This is a genomic window from Catenuloplanes sp. NPDC051500 (assembly GCF_044454585.1).
Classification (GTDB): Bacteria; Actinomycetota; Actinomycetes; order Mycobacteriales; family Micromonosporaceae; genus Catenuloplanes.
Genome location: NZ_JBITDX010000040.1, coordinates 16,571 through 32,534, shown reverse-complemented (window position 1 = coordinate 32,534; position 15,964 = coordinate 16,571). Strand labels below are relative to the sequence as shown.

Below are 15,964 nucleotides of genomic sequence, written 5' to 3'. Positions count from 1 at the left end.
CGCAGCGGACAGTCTCGTGCGGTCGTTGGAGCGGACGTCCCGTTCGCGATCATGCCGTCGCAGCTTCCCGGTGATATCCGCGGTTTCGTCAACCGGCACACCGAGCTGGCCAGACTCACCGAAGCCCTGGCCGAGGACGCCGAGGACGCTCTGGCGGCGGTCGTTACGGTGATCACCGGTACGGCCGGGGTCGGCAAGACCTCCCTGGCGCTGCACTGGGCGCACCGTGTCCGTGACCGGTTCCCGGACGGGCAGTTGTACGTGAATTTGCGCGGTTACGATCCGGGCGTACCGGCCGCGCCTGAAGAGGTACTCGACCGGTTTCTTCGCGACCTCGGCGTACCCGTCTCGGTCATCCCGGTTCAGGTGGACGATCGCGCTTCGCTGTACCGATCGCTGCTCGCCGACCGGCGGGTGCTGGTGATCCTCGACAACGCCGCGACCATCGGACAAGTCCGGCCACTCCTTCCCGGAACAGCCGGTTCACTCGTTCTGGTGACCAGCCGTAGCCGCCTCTCCGGCCTGGTCACCCGGCACGGCGCCGCACGTGTCGGCGTGGACACCCTGCACGAGGACGACGCCGTTGCTTTACTGACGAGCGTGACGGCACGGTACCGAGCCGGCGACCAACGCCATGAACTGGTGGAGCTGGCCCGGCTCTGCGCGCGGCTGCCGCTGGCGTTGCGTATCGCCGCCGAACGCGCCGCCAGCCGGCCCATGATGCGCCTCAGCGAACTCATCGCCGACCTGCGCGACGAGTCGGGGCTGTGGGACGCGCTGACCGCCGAGGACGACGACACCGACGCCGTCCGTACGGTGTTCGCCTGGTCCTACCGGGCGCTGCCGGAGCCCGCGGCACGCCTGTTCCGCCTCCTCGGCCTGCACCCCGGCACCGACTTCAGCCTCCGCGCCGCGGCGGCCGTGGCCGGCACCGATATCAGGACGGTGCGCCGGGACCTGGACGTGCTGGTCGGCGCGCACCTGCTGGAGCAGCCCGCGTCCGGCCGGTACCAGTTCCACGACCTACTGCGTGCTTACGCGTACGACCAGGTGCGTGCCCTCGAATCCGCCGACGCCCGCGCCGAGGCCTCGCAGCGGATCATCAGCTGGTACCTGCACACGGCCGATGCCGCCCAGTCGCACATCGTCCCCTTCGACCGATACCACCTGGCGAGGCCCGTCCCCGCGGATGTCCACCTGCTCACATTCGACGCCTACCCGAGCGCTCTGCGGTGGTACGAGACGGAGGCCGCGAACCTCGTCGGTGCGACCCGGGCCGCCGCTGAAGCGGGGCTGCACACGCTCGCCTGGCAGCTCGCGGCCGTGCTCCGCGCCCTCTACATCCATCAGAACGCCTTCGACGACTGGCTGACCACCAGTCGCATCGGCGCAGACTCCGCCACCCGGTCCGGTGACCGTGTCGGGCAGGCCGAGGCGTGGGAGAGCGTCGGCAAGGCCTATTTCCAGGCCCGCCGGCTCGACGAGGCGGAGACCAGCCACCACACAGCTCTTGAGATCCGCCGGGAGATCGGCGACCGGTTCGGAGAGGCCAAGTCCACCAACGCACTGGGCCTGATCTGCCTGCGCCGGCGCCGACTCGCGGACGCACGAACGTTCTTCGACCGCAGCCGGGCGATCTTCCATGATCTCGGTGAGCGCCGCTGGGAAGCCCTGATGCGCAGCAACCTCGCCGAGACCCTCTGCGAGCTGCAACAACCACGAGCCGCCGCGGACATCCTCCGGGAGACGCTGGCGGTGTTCCGCGATATCGGGGACCGTTTCGGTGAGGGCAACGCGCTCTTCCTGGACAGCTGGGCGCACCGAGGGCTCGGCGACATCGAGGGTGCTCGCGCCGCCATCGACCGAGCGCTCGTCATCGCTGAGGAGGACGAGAACCAGGTGTGGCAGGCGCACTGGCTCGTCGAACTCGGCCACGTCCAGCGCGCAGCCGCGCAACCCGCCGACGCGTTGATCTCCTACCAGCGCGCGGCATCGATCCAACGGCGGCTCGGCGACCGCAGCCGTGAGGCGTTCGCGATCGAGGGCACCGGCCAGGCGTACGCACAGCTGGGCCGTATCGCCGAGGCCGCAGACTACTACCAGGTCGCCGCCGACACCCATCAGAAACTCGGCGACCGCTGGAGCCAGGCACGGAACCTGCACCACCTCGCGAACGTCCTCGCACAGCAGGATCGCCCCACCGAGGCCAGGACCAGCCGGGAGCAGGCGTTGCCGCTGCTCGCCGACTTCGATGATCCGGAAGCAAGGACACTGGCCCGGCGAATCGGCCGGGAGCTCAGCGACGAATAGGCGGAGGATCCGCCGGCGTCGACTCGACGATCCAGACGGGCCCGTCCGCGCACTCCAGCCGGATTCCCTCGGCCGGCTCCAGACGGGTCCGCAGCACCTTCAACCACCCGTCGCCGACCTCGACGACGGGAGCGTGTCGCGGGCCCATGAACCGGAACATGCGCACCTGGTTGTGCACTTGCGCCGCGGTCCGCGACCGGTCCACCACCGAGAACCCGGGCTCCATGAAACCGGCGTGAGACGCTTCCGCGTCGTCCTGCGCGACACCGGGGGAGCCCTGCGCCACCAGGTCCAGCGCGGTACCGAGCACCTCGCCGAGAACCGGGCGAATCCGCTGCCACAGCCCCTGCTGGGTGACGTCCTCATCCAGCAGGATGCCGCCCTGCTGCGCCAGAATCGGACCGGTGTCGAAGCGTTCATCCATCCGGTGGACCGTCAATCCGATCTCAGAGTCACCGTTGCGGATCGCCCACAGCACCGGCGCCGGACCGCGGTACTTCGGCAACAGCGAGGAGTGGATGTTGATGACACCCGCCCGAGGCGTGTTCAGCACCGCAGCGGGCAGCCTCCAGTTGAAGCCGTAGACGACCAGCAGATCAAGTCGATACCCGGCCAAGGCATCGGCCAGGCTCTCGGCGGTACCAGGCAAAAGCAGATCCATGCCCGCCGGTAACGCCTCCGTCAGCCGGCCGACAACCTCAGCCGCACGCGCGTCCGTCCGGCTCCCCGGCTTCATCGACCGGCAGTGCACGTAGGCGACCGGATCGTGACCCGCCGCCTCGCAGGCGGCGTGAAGGGTCTCGAACTCATCGGGGCCAAAAGTCGCGAGAGCAACACGCATCCGACCTGACACGCGCCAGACGCTACCTGACTTCCGGATGTCGGCAGGACCACGCCGCGCGGCGAGTTGCATCGACAGCGCACTTCCTTTCGGTCCTAGCCGAGGATGCCGCAGCCGGATGTCGGGTCGAACAGCCGGGTGGTGGGGGTGGCATAGGAAGGTCGCTGAGCGACCGCCTGCGCTAGCCGATCTGCAGAATTTCCGGCATCAAGGTGATGATTTCGCGGTAGGTCGCTGCCGTCAGATCTTCCGGGACCTCGGCCTCGCGTGCTTGGACGAGGTCGTCGAGCAGCGTGCGTACCTCTGCCCGGTGGCCGGCGCGGTGTGCGATCCGGATGGCGTCGAGCCAGGGGTGGTCGTCGGCGCGTTCCTGGTCGGCTTGCCAGGCGATGTCGACCGCCCATCGGGCGCCCGTGAGGTCGTCGGTGTCGAGGCAGAGCCGGACGTACTGGTGGGTGGTGTCGATGATCGCGGAGATGAGGTGGTGCGGCTGGATGTCGCTGTCGGGCAGCCATGTGTACGGGGTGCGGTAGCGGGTCGAGTAGGCGAGTTCGGCGCCGGCGAGCGGCCGGCCGCGGACGAGTTCGAGCGCGCGGCGGAGATCGGTGGCACCGTCCGGGCCGGCGGTTTCGGCGCGGGTTCGCAGGCGGCGGAACAGGTGCCAGTCGAGCAGGTAGCCGTCGTTGAGGCGGTAGGTGCGTTCGACGCTGTTGTTCGGTGGGAGCCACGGTGCGCTGTCGGGGGTTTCGGACAGCCAGCGGCGGGTGCGGCTCATCGCGACCCGGCGGCTGCGCGGGCTGACGATCGTTTCGGGCCACAGTGCGGCGTCGAGTTGTTCGCCGGTGGCGCCGTGTCGTCCGCGGGAGGCGAGGTAGACGACGATCTCGCGGTGGAAGCGGAGTCGTTCGTCGGGTGGCGGGCCGACGGCCTGCACGTCGACCGGGCCGAGGATCGCGATCCGCAGCCGGCTGGTGGCCGGGTCATGCCAGTCCGCGAGATCCGCGTCGAGCGTGGCATCGTCGTGTGGCGTCCGGCCGCGCCGGGCCGGGACTTCTTCGGCGGGTACGCGGTCCGCCGCCACATCACCGGCCGGCTCCTGACCTGATGCGGCAGCAGTGTTCGCGGGCGAAAGCAGGTGGCCGTGGACGTCGGTACCGTTGGCCCATTCCTCCGTGGCGGCCGGTACCGGCTCGTCGACGGGTGTGGTCCGCGCGCCGGATGGGCGGGTTTGGACGCTGTGGAAGAGCCGTGCGAGGTTGGCGAGCTGGTCGGCGGGCAGCCCGGTGGCGTATAGCCCGGTCGTGTCGAGCCAGTCGAGGACAACACCGCCGTCCGCGTCGATTCCCAACTCGAACCGGTTCTCCGTCCGGGCGGCCGTGACTTCCGCGCTGCGGGACCCGTACCCGCTGTTGGTGGTGGGATTGTCGGGTGTGGCGGTGAGGATCACGAGCGGTGTCGGCGGCCCGTCGTGAGGGTTCCCGATCCGGGCCGCGAGCGGCGGACCCGAGGGCTGCGCGGTCCAGCGTTGCGCGAGGGCTTCGGCCTGGTCCGGGGTGGTGATGCGGATGCGGTGCGCGCCGAGTGTGGTGAGGTGCTCGGCGTCGGTGGGGTGGAGGCCGGTCACGGCGATGTCGGTGTCGTCGCTCCAGGTGCTGGTGGCCAGTTCGGTGGCGAGGTAGCGGAGCATGTTCGTGGTCTGCCGTGGGTCGCCGGTGATCGACAGGGCGCCGATGCGTTCCAGGTCGAGGAGCAGGTGGTGGCCTTGCGGATGTGAGGCGACGGTGACCAGCGTCGGTAGCAGGGCGATCTCGCCACCGGTCAGTGTCGGCAGGGTGGCGTCGGCGTCGAGTACCCATCGCGGTCCGGTCGGGTCTGCGAGGAACGGGAGGGGCGCGTCGGTGGCCGGGGCGGTGAGGATGAGGTGCAGGGAGTCCGGGCTGATCCAGACCGCGATGATGTCCGGGAGCTGGTCGGCCGGGGTGTCGCGGAGCAGGAGGGGGAGGGCGCGCAGGGCGTGGTCGAGGCGTGCGACGTCGGTGGGCCGGGCTGCTGCTCGTACTGCCGTCTCGGTGTGAGGTTCCGGTGCCGCCGGCAGGCGGTGGTGCAGCCGCCGGTGCTGACGCGCGCGGGTGCGCTGCTGGTATAGGCGGCTGGCGAGAAGCGCGGCGAGCAGCCCGGACGTGGCGAGCGCGGCGGTGACGGGAAGCGCCAGGTCGAGCGGATCGGACTCCTCGCCGTCCGGGGCCGGCTGGGCGGGCGCCGCTGGGATGCTGGGTGCGGGCAGTGCCGGTGCGGCGTCAGCCTCGGGGTGTTCCGGGCGCGGGGCCGGTGATGGAGCGGGCTTCGGTGGGGGAGCCGCTGCCAGGTAGGTGCCGCGGGCGTGGGTGCGGGGCCCGCGGTCGTGTGCCTCGGTGGGCAGGTTGAGGGTCCAGCCGGGTGTGATGACGTCGGGGAAGTCGGGGTCGGTGGCGTACTGCGGGTTGAGGTCGGCGATCTCCAGGTAGCGGTCGGCCGTGCCGAGCGTGCGGGCGGAGATGTGCCACATCCAGTCGCCCTCTGCCACCCGGTAACGAGAGGCGGCAGCCGCTGCCTCAGGTGGGAGCGCCGCTGCGGTGCCGAGACGGGCGGCGGGCTGCGTGGCCGGCACGGTGTCGATGTGGTGGACCGCCGCGGGCGGGGAGGCGAACGCGACGCTGCCGCCGACACCCGCGGCCGCGGTGCCGGCCAGTCCGGCGGCGAGGGTGCGTAGCGGGCCGGGCAGTCGTGGCCGTGGCAGTCGAATGCCGGCGGTGACGGCGAGGACGTCGGCGGCCGTGACGTAGAGCAGCGTCGCGGCCAGGACTAGCCACAGCACGGCCAGGACACCGGCCGCGCCGGTTACGATGAGCGAGACCGGTGCGCGGCCCGAGTCGGTGAGCAGGGTTTCCAGGTCGGCGGCGGTCGGCAGATACGCACCCCACCACCGGTACGTGAGTGTTGCTGCTGCGGGCGGCCCGCCGACGAACGCGATCACCCCGAGCAAGGACCAGAAGAATCGGACGGTACGCCCCGCCCGCGTGCGCAGCGACGGCCGTGGTGTGGCGGCCGGTGCTGGTTCCCAGACCGAGTCGAGCCGGGTGATGCGGCGGTCGGCGTCGCGGTCGCTCTCCTGATCGGACACAGCGACCCCTCCCCGGTCGGATCGGCGGGTGGTGACCGCCGAACGACCGTCATACCGCCCCGTCCGGGTGCGCGGCCACCCGATAACCGCGGAACTTGCACCATGTGCATATGCGAGATCACTACATGTTGAATGGTGGGGCTCCGTCCACCCTGGTGGGGCAGACTTCGGCCTATGCCGGCCCTCACCGCGCACCTCTGCATCGACTACGGAACCGCCACCACGAGCGCCCTGGTGTCCACTCCGGATGGACGCTGGTTGCCGGTCGTCATCGACGGAAGTGTCACGATCCCGAGCGGTGTCTGGCTCGACACCTCGACCAGCACCCTGCTCACCGGAGCCGCCGCTGACAATGCCGCGCGGGTACGGCCCGACGCCTGGCTCGCCGAGCCGCTCCGGCACATCGGCGGCGAGGCCGTCCCGCTGGCAGGTGTCGCGCTGGATCCGGTGGAGGCGGTCGCGGCGGTTCTCCGCACCGTCGCCGCGCACGCGACCGCGTCCGCCGGGGCGTCGGTCGGTGGGCTGACGCTGGTCGTGCCGTGCTGGTGGGGCCCGCACCGCCGGCATCAACTCCGGCTCGCCGCTGGCAAAGCTGGACTGCCGGAACCGCTGCTGATCGCCGACGCCACAGCTGTCGCCACGCACTGGGCCGCCTGGTCGGCCACACCCGTCAAAACCGGTAGCTGCACCCTCGTGATCAACGCTGAGGCGAGCGGGTTCACCCTCGCCGTCGCCCAGCACACCGACGACGGCGTCCACCTCCTCGCCCACCACACCATCCTGGACTCCGACGCCGCACACATCGACGCCACGCTTGCCGAACTCGTCGTCTTACGCGCCCCGGGCGCCGGCCCTCAGGTATGGGAGTGGCTGGCCGCGCCGGAACAGACGGTCGCACGGCATCAGCTGCTCGACGCGGTCCGCGCGGCGAAAGATAGCCTCGGGCCGCAGGTGCCGCGCGCGGCCGTCGTGCTGCCCGACCCGTACCCGCCGGTGGTGCTGGATCATGAGGTTTTGGGCGTCGCGACCACCGCGCTGCGGCAGCGGCTGCCGGAAGCGGTGACACAGGTGCTCGCGGCGGCCGACACCCGGCGCGAAGACCTCAACGTCCTCCTGCTGACCGGTGGGCAAGCCGCCCTGCCCGGCGTCGCTGACGCGGCAATCGCGGCGACCGGACTCCCGCTCATCCCGATCGCCCGCACGGACGCGACAGCCGACGGTGCGATGCGCATTGCGGCGCCACATGTCGCCCGAATGCCTGGGCCGGTCGCAGCGGACGAACCCGCGCCGCAGGTCAAGTACCGGTTGCGCAGCCTTCTCGCACCGCTGCTGCTCGCGTTCACCGCGCTGACCATGCTCTTCCACACCCTGGAGACCGCCTGGACCCGCGACAACGGCGGCGTACCGTACGCCGCGTTCGTCGAACTCCCGCAACTCGGCATCAGCGGCCTGCTTATCGCACTCGCCGGCTGGGCCAACGGCACCAGCGTCGCCTACCTGCTCCATGCCGCAGCAACCACACCAGGCGAACTCGCCGCCAGCACCCGCATCGCCCGCCGCACCCTGCTCACGGCTGCCGCAGCGACTCTCGCCCTCGCTGCCGCGTTCGGCGTCTCGGCCAGCGCCCATTTCGACCTCTACCAGGACACCTTCCCCCGCTGGCCGGTCCTGTTCGCCCTGCCCGTCGTCGTCCTCACCGCCATCGCCGGGCTGCTCATCGCCCGCATCCCGCCCGCGGACATCCCGTCCTGGGTACGCGACTGCCACACTCCCACCGTGGCCACACTCGTCGCGGCCCTCGGCATCCTCATCAACAGCGCCGGCACGTCCGGCACCGTCCCGGACATCCTCCAACCCGTCCTGTCCCTGGCCACCGTCGAACGCCTCGGGATCGCCATCCTCGGCATCGGGATCGGCATCCTGATTACCCGCGGCCGCACCGCTCGGTTCATCGCCACAGCAGGCCTGGCCGTCGCCTTCGCGGTCCTGTACACCTTCCATACCAGGGACTACTACCTCTGGGCCTTCACCACTGTGATCATGTGGTGGGTCCTCACCGCCCTTGTCCACACGATCCGCGCCGCCTCACCCACGATCGACACGCGGATACGGCAACTTCTGAGGTAGACGCGTGGCAGATGGATCGGAAGGATCAGAGGCCCCGCGCTGGAGGCGCCGCTGTCTAGCCAGGAACGTGCCGACGCCTTGGCGTGCGACTACCAGGCCTCCGCTGCGCAGGACCTTTACGGCGCTCCGAAGCGTCTCCAGCGGCAAGGTTAGAGGCCGGCATGGATTTCGCGATAAGCGTCGCCCCGCCGGGGAGTCGCTCGGTCGCGGCATAGCAGCCGGCCGTCGAAACATCTCCGCCGGGCGCGAGTCGCCATCCTGCCGCACCCGGCTGAAACGTCGTAGCCGGTTCAGGATCGACCGCGTGGGGACGCGCCTGCTGAACCAGATCTATCTATCTGCAGCCGTCGAGGGAGCTTCCTCGGCAGTGGCACCGAGGAAGGCAGTCCAGCTGCTCGCGGTGAACCGCAGGATCGGCCCGGTTGCGCCAGCCTTACTGTCCCGGATTTCCACGGCTCCGTCGTGGCAGCGTGCCTCCACGCACTGGCCGCCGTTGCTGCCGGAGCGGGACGACGTGATCCATGGGGTGGTCGTGCCTGCCTTCATAGGTACTCCTCCAGTGGTACTGCCTGTTCCTTGCAGAGCTCGTGTATTCGACGGTACGCGTCGACCTCGGCAGGTTTCTCCAGGTATCGGGCTCCGGTGTGTGACTCGATGTAGGCCACAGCCGGATCGTCCGTGCTCGCGAAGTCGAGGACTGTGAAGGCTCCCGTGTGCATCGCGGCGTGAGCGCCGACCCGCCAGGTGAGGACCCAGATGTCGATGTGCGGCAACGCGGCGAGTTCGGCCAGTCGCTGCTTCTGCTGGGCCATGACCGCGGTGCCGCCGACCTGCCGGGCGAGAACGCCCTCGCCGAAGATCACCGAAGCGCGAAGGGGCGGCGTGCGGTGCGTAATGAGCGCCTGGCGGTTTTGCCGGAGTGCAATCTGCCGGTTGATCTCCGACTGTTCGTGTGGACGACCGCTGCCGTCGTAGAGCGCTTGGACGTAGTCCGGCGTCTGGAACAACCCGTGAACGACTTCAGGATCGTAGATGCGAAGTTCGGTCGCGGTGGACTCCAGTTCGACGTACATGCCGAACCATTCCGGCAGGTCGCCGCCGAAGTCTTCGAGGAGGCCTTGCTCGGCGGTCTTCAAGGCCAGCGCGGCGATCGCGTCAGTTAGCGCTTGGTCAGCACCATAGAGCCAGCACAGCGCGCGAGCGTCTGCGACCTTGATGCGGGTCTTCCCGTTCTCGATGCGCCAGAGGGTTGTCTTGGAGACGAGTCCGGCCGCTTCGACATCTCGGTCGCTCTTACCTGCCTGTTCGCGAAGGCGGCGCAGGCGTCTTCCCAGCTGACGCCTACTGACCGTCGAGCCCATGGCTGGCATGTCCACCTCCGGAGTATTTCACGGCGAAACCGTTCGCTCTAGATCCCAAGATCAGTTTCTGGTTCACGGTGAAACCATCCTCCACGAACGACTGCGCCGCGACATCAATTCACATTGGAAGTTTCAAAATGAACCATTGCAGGATGGGCAGGTGAGCGCAAGGCTCCTAGATGCGGCCGATTGCATGAGTTCGGAGCCGTTACCAGGCCTGGGTCAGGCGTCGACCAAGGTCCTCGATTCTGAGGAGGAGGATTCATGGACGACATTTCCGCAACCACGGTTGGGCTGCGGCGACATCTGACTTTTGTTGATCTTCTGGCTTGCGGCCTGTTGTTTCTGGTGCCGATCGCTCCGATGGCGATCTTCGGGACCGTGTTCGCCGCTTCGCACGGCATGGTCGTGCTGGCGAACGTGGTCGGTGCGGTGGCGATGGGGTTCACCGCAGTGTCGTACGCGCAGATGGTGAAGGCGTTTCCGCTGGCCTATGGGGGGCGCACACCAGCGGCTGCGCGATCTCGCCGAGACTCTCAGGAGCACACCATGACCTCTGCGGCGGTACGAGACCGGCTGTTTCTGCTCGCCCACGACGAAGACCATGACCTCGCTCCACTCATCCGCCCCGGCCTGCTCGACTTCGCGCTCGCCGGCGCGACCCTTATCGACCTGCTCCTCAATGGCTGGATCCAGGTGGATGACGGCACGATCCGGCTCACCAGCAGGACCGGTCTGCCCGGCGACATCATCGGCGAACGGACCCTGCTGCACCTGATCACGCGTACGACCCCGCGGGCGGTCCGGGACGTGCTGTACGAGATCAGCCCGACCATGTACCTCCGCACCCAGGCCGCCCTCATCGCCGGCGGGACCATCCGCCAGTACCGGCGCCGCTTCCGCCGCCCGGCTCACCGGCTCAACGACCCGCGCGCTACCGGCATCCCGAGGGCGGTCGTCCGCAACATCGTCCTGGCCACCGCGGAACGCAAGCCTCTCACCCCAAGGGCAGGCACCGACGCGCTCGCCGCACTCGTCAACGCCGTGCACCTGTATCCGCCGCTGTATCTCGGCCTGGGTGACGCGCAGATCCGTAGCCTGCTCAACCTCAACACCCGCGCGATCACCGTCCGTTCCCGACCTGGCGCGCCGGCCCGTGCGATCCCGTTTATCGCCGGGTGTGTCGAGGACGCTGTCGCCGAACACGCCGTCGCCGTCTACGGCTGAAGCCCTTGTGCTTCCGCTCGCCAGCGCCGCGAGCGGGACGGGCGCGCCGCGCCGCTTCCTGGCTCGCAACCAAGGAAGCGTCCGAGGCCGGCGTGCTCACGGTGTGCCGCCGCCACAGCCTTCCCGACAAAGGAGGCGGCGGCACACCCCTCATTTCTGCTGTTTCGTCCATCCCGAGATCGAGGTTTCTGATGCCTGGCATGACGAGGAATCCACATCGGACCAGAGAGAACGACACCGTACGTGCCCGTCCAAGGAGCAGGAGGGCGGACGTCGGCGCGGATCGTGCTTCGCTTTCCGACACAGCCGAGGCCCACCCGGTCACCGAGATCGAGAGGGCGTTGGCCGAGTGCCGGGCTGCGGGACTGCGCGTGGACGCGGCGCCGCAGGGCCGGCTGTGGGGCTGGGTGCGCTGTCCCACGGGGGCGCGGAGCCTGACGGTGCGGTCGTATCCGTCGGACGTGGGGCGGCACTGCGCCGCGCTGCGGGTGTTCCTGGACGGTCACCACGAGCACCGCCCTCGCCGGAAGCGGGGTGCGTGATGGTTGGGCTGTTTCAGTTCCGGATGGTGACCGATCCGATGCCCGACGACGGGATGGTGCAGGCGATCCTCGACCTTGACGACGAGTCGGTAGTCGAGTTCGCCCCGGAGGAGAACATCGGGTACGTCTGGTTCGCCCGGACGGCGCCGTCGTTGGCTGATGCGATCGTGGCGGCCACGCTTGAACTGGAGCGGGTCGGGTTGCGGCCCGTGCGGGTGGAACCGCGTGAGCTCGTCACCGTCGGGGAAGCGGCGGCCCGCCTCGGCCGGCCGGTGCAGGAAATCACCGCCTGGTGGGAAGGCGAGCTGTCTGAGCCCGACCTGCCGTCGCCGTGCGAGATGCGCAGCGACGGGTCCGGGGTGATCTTCCTCTGGGACGACATCGCGGCATGGGTCAGAACCCGCCTTGGGGAGACGGTCCCGGACGACCCGCAGATCCTCATGGCCGCCACCGCGGCACTGCGGCTTCGCGGGTTCCGGCAGGCCGAGCCCGGGGTGGAACCGCTCGTCGCCGGGCTGATCGGCCCGAGACGGTAATACGGGTGCGGGTGGTCCATGGGGCCGCTGTTTTAGCACCGCGCGGTGCGGTGGTGATGGAGAGAAGGCCGGGCCGGTGGCGTGATAGTTGCGTCCGCCGATGGGTGAGCTGTCCGGGGCAGGCTGGAGTTGAAGGGGAAGGGCGTAGGCGATGTCGTATCCGCGGGACCTGGTGCTGTGGAAGCTGTCCAGGGTGCTGAAACAGGCGCGCTGGGATGGGGCCGTCACGGCTGCTGTGGCGGGCCGGCGGGTGGGGCTTACGGCATCCGAGGTGTACAAGATCGAGGCCGGCACGTTGTTGCCGAGGCTCGACACGGCCGAGGGCCTGCTGGAGGTGTACAAGGGAGCCGCGTCGTTGCGGGCTGCTGTCGCGGGTCTCGTGGCCAAGGGTGGGATGGCTCCGCCGTGGTGGTTCGCGAACCGGTCGGTGCTGTCGCCGGGAGAGCATCTTTACCTGAGCATGGAGTCCGAAGCCATTCGCATCCGCTACTACGACCCAGTCGTCCTGCCCGCGGTGTTGCAGACCGACGTGTACGCCGCCGACCTCTACGCCTGGCGTCCGGGGGTGACCGTCGATCAGGTGACACGCCTTGTCAGGTTGCATCGCGACCGGCGGACCCTGGGCCGCGCCAGGCCGGCCCGATTCGAGGTGGTGGTCGACGAGACGGTCCTGCACCGGCTGACGGTCCCCGGTCTCGCGCACACCCAGCCACTGGACCAGTTGCTGTCCGGGTTGCACGGCACCGGGTGTTCGGTGAGGACTCTGCCGACCGCGGCCGGGCTGCACCCCGCGTCCGCCACGGGCGGTTTCACCATCTTCGACCTCCCCGACATCGCGCCCGGCGTCCCGGCACCCACAGTCGTGTACCGGCCGGACGTGGACAAGCCCGTCCTCCTCGACACCGACGAAGCGGTCGAGCCCTACCTGAACATCTGGTCAGCGCTGGAGGCCACGGCCGAGGATCCCCGCCGCGACCTCGGCAGCCTGCATGGCGAGCACGCCAAAGAATGGACCTGAACGGCCGGACTTCCCGGACTTGACAGGTCAAACCCAGAGGAGCGGAACAGCCCCGCCATCCGACCCCGCCTCGCGACTCCTACCCCGAGGGCGTCTGCGATCCGGCCGTAACGACGAGGAGAAGGCGGTGAGACAGGAATGAGCGCAATCGAACGCCCGCTGGAGCGTGGGGAGATCCTCCAGCTCGCCTGTCAGGACTACAAGTTCGGCACGATCGACCCGCTGCGGTTGCAGATCGGGATCGTGGGCCAGGAACACCACCTGGACGACGGAGTGTGGATTGAGGTCGTGGGCGTGGTCCTCGCAGCTGACGGCTCACCGGTCCGGCCTCGACCGAACACCCTGATCAGGACGGCGGCGATCGGCCGGGCACGGCAGGCGGAGCGAGCCGGCGTCGCAGCGGCCAGGCAGGCGCGCATGCGTGCCGGGCCCGCCTCGGGATGATCCGGCTTGGCTTCGAAGGCGGACCGTCCGACCCCGGCCTGAAGCACCGGGAACCCCGGGCTGAAGCTGCGCGCGTGGGCCGGTCCGTACCTGGTGGCGGATCAGGTGCGGACCGGCCGGCGTTCCAGCACGGCAAAGACACAGGATTCCCGGGTACGGCGCTCCAGCTGCGCTCGGATCAGCGAGCGCGCCCGCCTGCGTCTCTTCGCAAGCCGTGCGGCCCGCGCGAATCACAACCTAATCGACTAAGGTGCTGTTCTGGTATTCGGGCCACTCGATCGAGCGCCCCCATGTCGCCAGTTGATGTGCCGTCGGCGGAGGCCTCGCCGGCATCAGCCGGCACGTCCGCTCAGCGGGTGCGATCGGGAACCGGCCAACCGGTCAACGGTGGCGGCCTGTGCAGGCCCTCCGTGCGGGAGGAGGCAGCTCCGGGTGCCGCGGAGTCGAGTTGCCCGGCGACGTCGGCGGCGCTGTGTGATGGGGTGGGCCGGCGGGTGGCGAGATCGGCGAGGATGTCGGTCAGGTTGGTGATGCGTTCGTCGGCGGAGGTCATCGCCTCCCAACGTTTCTCGGCGCGGCGGATCAGGGCGTTGCTCGACGCGCCCAGCACATACGTTTCCGTGATGAGCCGTCCTTGCGCGAGCGCGTGTTCGAGGGCTCGCAGGGTTCCTCCGGCAAGTTCGGCGAGCGCCTCGTTGAAGCCGTATGTCTTGCCGGGCAGGTTCCGGCTGTCGAGTGGTGGTGGCTGCGTCAGGTAACGGACGGCTTCGGCGACCGTGGCCCGCATCGGGTACTCGACCTTCGGCTGTGGCCCGTACTCTCCGATGAGGCACCCTGCCGTGCGCCACAAGGCGACGACGGGGTGGCTTTTCACCCTGGTCTTGCCCCGTCGCCAGCCGCTGAGGTGGGCTGCGCGTTCTGCCGTGCGGATGCCGAGCCGGGACGCGTCGGAGATGCTGAGCATGGTGGCGGCCTCCGGGTTGCGGTACATGTCGGCGGCGACGGCCTGCACCACAGCGATCACATCGGCGTTCCGCGTGATCCGCCACAGCGCCGGAGCCACCGCGGGCGCAACCTGCAGCTGCCGTGTCGCTACCGACGACCTGTACCGCAGACCGTCCAACTGCACCCGGATCTCCTCACCCAACGGGGCACCGATCGCAGTGATCTCTTGTTCGTGCATCTCCCGCAGACCTGGGCTGCGCCGCATGCCGCGGTCCAGCCACGATCGCAGCTGCTCGTCCGTGGCGTATGCCGTCCTGGCTAACGCGGCCAGGTCACCGATCACACCCGCCCGGCCGCCGGCCGAGGACAGATGCGCTCCCTGCTGGCTGCGAGTCTTACCGGTCGGATTGATATGGCTGGCCAGGATGTCGCCGGCCGCGCCCAGCGCTACGGCGGCTGCGCCGAGCTGCCTGGCGACCTTGCCTTCCAGCCGGGGTGGCGGCCAGGGCGACGACCGATCCCCGCCCGCGAACGCCGCCACCGCCCGTAGAAATCGATCGATCTCCGTCGGCAAGGTCACGCCGGCCTGCATCAACGACCGGAGATCATCTTCGGCGGGGTGTGCGATCGGGCCCTGGCCGGCCGTCGTCGCGACCAGGGCTCGAACTCTATCCAGGCTTGCCCACACCCGCCGGCGCGCGGTCAATGCCGCCACCGCACCGGCATGGTCGGCCGCGCTGTCGCCGCGCGCTGTCGCAGCTGCCGCATCCAGCGTCTCGGCGGCCCGATCGAGCCACTGCCCGTAGCTCATCCCGGCCACCGCGCGGCGACCCGCAGCGCCGCGGCCGCGTCTGCCAGGGCGCGCCGCCGCGTGTCCGGCTGGCCGGCGTCCATGCCCATGATGTCCAGCGCATCGGCCGCGGCCAGGGCCAGGTCGCGGCCTTCCTTGAGCAGCGCCTCGTCGTCCACGCGCGGGGTGACCAGCAGAACGAAATCGCAGGCCTCCGGGAACAGCAGCTCGACGCTCATGCCGGCTTCGAGGCCGAGCCGGTCCCAGGCCAGCCCGATCGGCGTCTCCAGCGGGCCGCTCTTCCAACCGTGCTCCAGCAGCTGCAGCGCCAGCGGCGCCGCCTCGGCCATCAACTCCCGCTCCAGCAGCGCCGCCCGCACCCGGCCGATCGCGTCCGGGAACTCGTCGAAGACGACCTGGTCCATGTCCGACATGACAACCTCCTACAGTCCGGTGAGCTCCGGCCCGGATCACTCCGCGCCGAGCAGCTCAAGAATCGACGGGATCGGCACCCGGTACCGGCGCCCGATCCTCAGCAGCGGCACCGGGAACTCACCCGACTTCGCCAGCTGGTAGGACTTCGACCGCCCGACCCCGAGAATCGCCCGGCCGTCTCCACATCCGTGGTCGCACCCAGACCCCGTACCGCATCGATCGTCCACA

Annotated in this window: 13 protein-coding genes and 1 pseudogene; 8 read left to right on the top strand and 6 right to left on the bottom strand. The window is 69.5% G+C overall.

Annotation, left to right across the window (positions count from 1 at the left end; genetic code table 11):
- Positions 1 to 51 precede the first annotated feature (51 nt).
- A complete protein-coding gene (locus ACIA8K_RS39685; RefSeq protein ID WP_396068664.1) occupies positions 52 to 2,310 on the top strand; it encodes an ATP-binding protein in 2,259 nt (752 codons plus the stop codon).
- On the opposite strand, the gene ACIA8K_RS39680 is transcribed toward ACIA8K_RS39685, so the two are convergent.
- Positions 2,297 to 3,163, bottom strand: a complete 867-nt coding sequence (locus ACIA8K_RS39680) for a methionyl-tRNA formyltransferase (protein ID WP_396068663.1) — start codon at positions 3,161 to 3,163, stop codon at positions 2,297 to 2,299. The two genes, ACIA8K_RS39685 and ACIA8K_RS39680, sit on opposite strands and share 14 nt — an antisense overlap.
- A 169-nt stretch (positions 3,164 to 3,332) precedes the next feature.
- On the bottom strand, positions 3,333 to 6,311 hold the full coding sequence (locus ACIA8K_RS39675) for a peptidoglycan-binding protein (protein ID WP_396068662.1): 2,979 nt from the start codon (positions 6,309 to 6,311) through the stop codon (positions 3,333 to 3,335).
- A gap of 174 nt (positions 6,312 to 6,485) precedes the next feature.
- Between ACIA8K_RS39675 and ACIA8K_RS39670 the strand changes: the two genes are divergently transcribed.
- Positions 6,486 to 8,438 (top strand): hypothetical protein, encoded by a 1,953-nt coding sequence (locus ACIA8K_RS39670; RefSeq protein ID WP_396068661.1) that lies wholly within the window; start codon positions 6,486 to 6,488, stop codon positions 8,436 to 8,438.
- A gap of 330 nt (positions 8,439 to 8,768) precedes the next feature.
- Here the strand turns inward: ACIA8K_RS39670 and ACIA8K_RS39665 are convergent, their stop codons facing one another.
- A complete protein-coding gene (locus tag ACIA8K_RS39665; RefSeq protein WP_396068660.1) occupies positions 8,769 to 8,984 on the bottom strand; it encodes a DUF397 domain-containing protein in 216 nt (71 codons plus the stop codon).
- Positions 8,981 to 9,808, bottom strand: a complete 828-nt coding sequence (locus ACIA8K_RS39660) for a helix-turn-helix domain-containing protein (protein ID WP_396068676.1) — start codon at positions 9,806 to 9,808, stop codon at positions 8,981 to 8,983. The genes ACIA8K_RS39665 and ACIA8K_RS39660 overlap by 4 nt, the downstream gene beginning before the upstream one ends.
- Before the next feature lie 255 nt (positions 9,809 to 10,063).
- On the opposite strand from ACIA8K_RS39660, the pseudogene ACIA8K_RS39655 reads away from it, so the two are divergent.
- The 5 genes and pseudogenes from ACIA8K_RS39655 to ACIA8K_RS39635 form a co-directional block, all read left to right on the top strand.
- A pseudogene (locus tag ACIA8K_RS39655) lies at positions 10,064 to 10,303 on the top strand (amino acid permease); the annotation flags it as partial.
- 45 nt (positions 10,304 to 10,348) lie between these two features.
- Positions 10,349 to 11,026, top strand: coding sequence for a GPP34 family phosphoprotein (locus ACIA8K_RS39650; protein WP_396068675.1), 678 nt, complete (start codon positions 10,349 to 10,351; stop codon positions 11,024 to 11,026).
- A gap of 541 nt (positions 11,027 to 11,567) precedes the next feature.
- Positions 11,568 to 12,104: a hypothetical protein gene (locus tag ACIA8K_RS39645; protein WP_396068659.1), complete on the top strand. Its 537-nt coding sequence runs from the start codon at positions 11,568 to 11,570 to the stop codon at positions 12,102 to 12,104.
- 151 nt (positions 12,105 to 12,255) lie between these two features.
- Positions 12,256 to 13,122: a helix-turn-helix domain-containing protein gene (locus tag ACIA8K_RS39640; protein ID WP_396068658.1), complete on the top strand. Its 867-nt coding sequence runs from the start codon at positions 12,256 to 12,258 to the stop codon at positions 13,120 to 13,122.
- Between the two features lie 138 nt (positions 13,123 to 13,260).
- Positions 13,261 to 13,566: a hypothetical protein gene (locus ACIA8K_RS39635; RefSeq protein WP_396068657.1), complete on the top strand. Its 306-nt coding sequence runs from the start codon at positions 13,261 to 13,263 to the stop codon at positions 13,564 to 13,566.
- Positions 13,567 to 13,915: 349 nt separating this feature from the next.
- Here ACIA8K_RS39635 and ACIA8K_RS39630 read toward each other — a convergent pair whose 3' ends face one another.
- Both ACIA8K_RS39630 and ACIA8K_RS39625 read right to left on the bottom strand, forming a co-directional pair.
- The gene (locus ACIA8K_RS39630) at positions 13,916 to 15,322 is read right to left on the bottom strand and encodes a hypothetical protein (RefSeq protein ID WP_396068656.1); all 1,407 of its coding nucleotides are present in this window, start codon (positions 15,320 to 15,322) and stop codon (positions 13,916 to 13,918) included.
- On the bottom strand, positions 15,319 to 15,735 hold the full coding sequence (locus ACIA8K_RS39625) for a hypothetical protein (protein ID WP_396068655.1): 417 nt from the start codon (positions 15,733 to 15,735) through the stop codon (positions 15,319 to 15,321). Before ACIA8K_RS39625 ends, ACIA8K_RS39630 begins: the two co-directional genes overlap by 4 nt.
- On the opposite strand from ACIA8K_RS39625, the gene ACIA8K_RS39620 reads away from it, so the two are divergent.
- Positions 15,734 to 15,877, top strand: a complete 144-nt coding sequence (locus ACIA8K_RS39620) for a hypothetical protein (RefSeq protein ID WP_396068654.1) — start codon at positions 15,734 to 15,736, stop codon at positions 15,875 to 15,877. The genes ACIA8K_RS39625 and ACIA8K_RS39620 overlap by 2 nt on opposite strands.
- Positions 15,878 to 15,964: the final 87 nt, after the last annotated feature.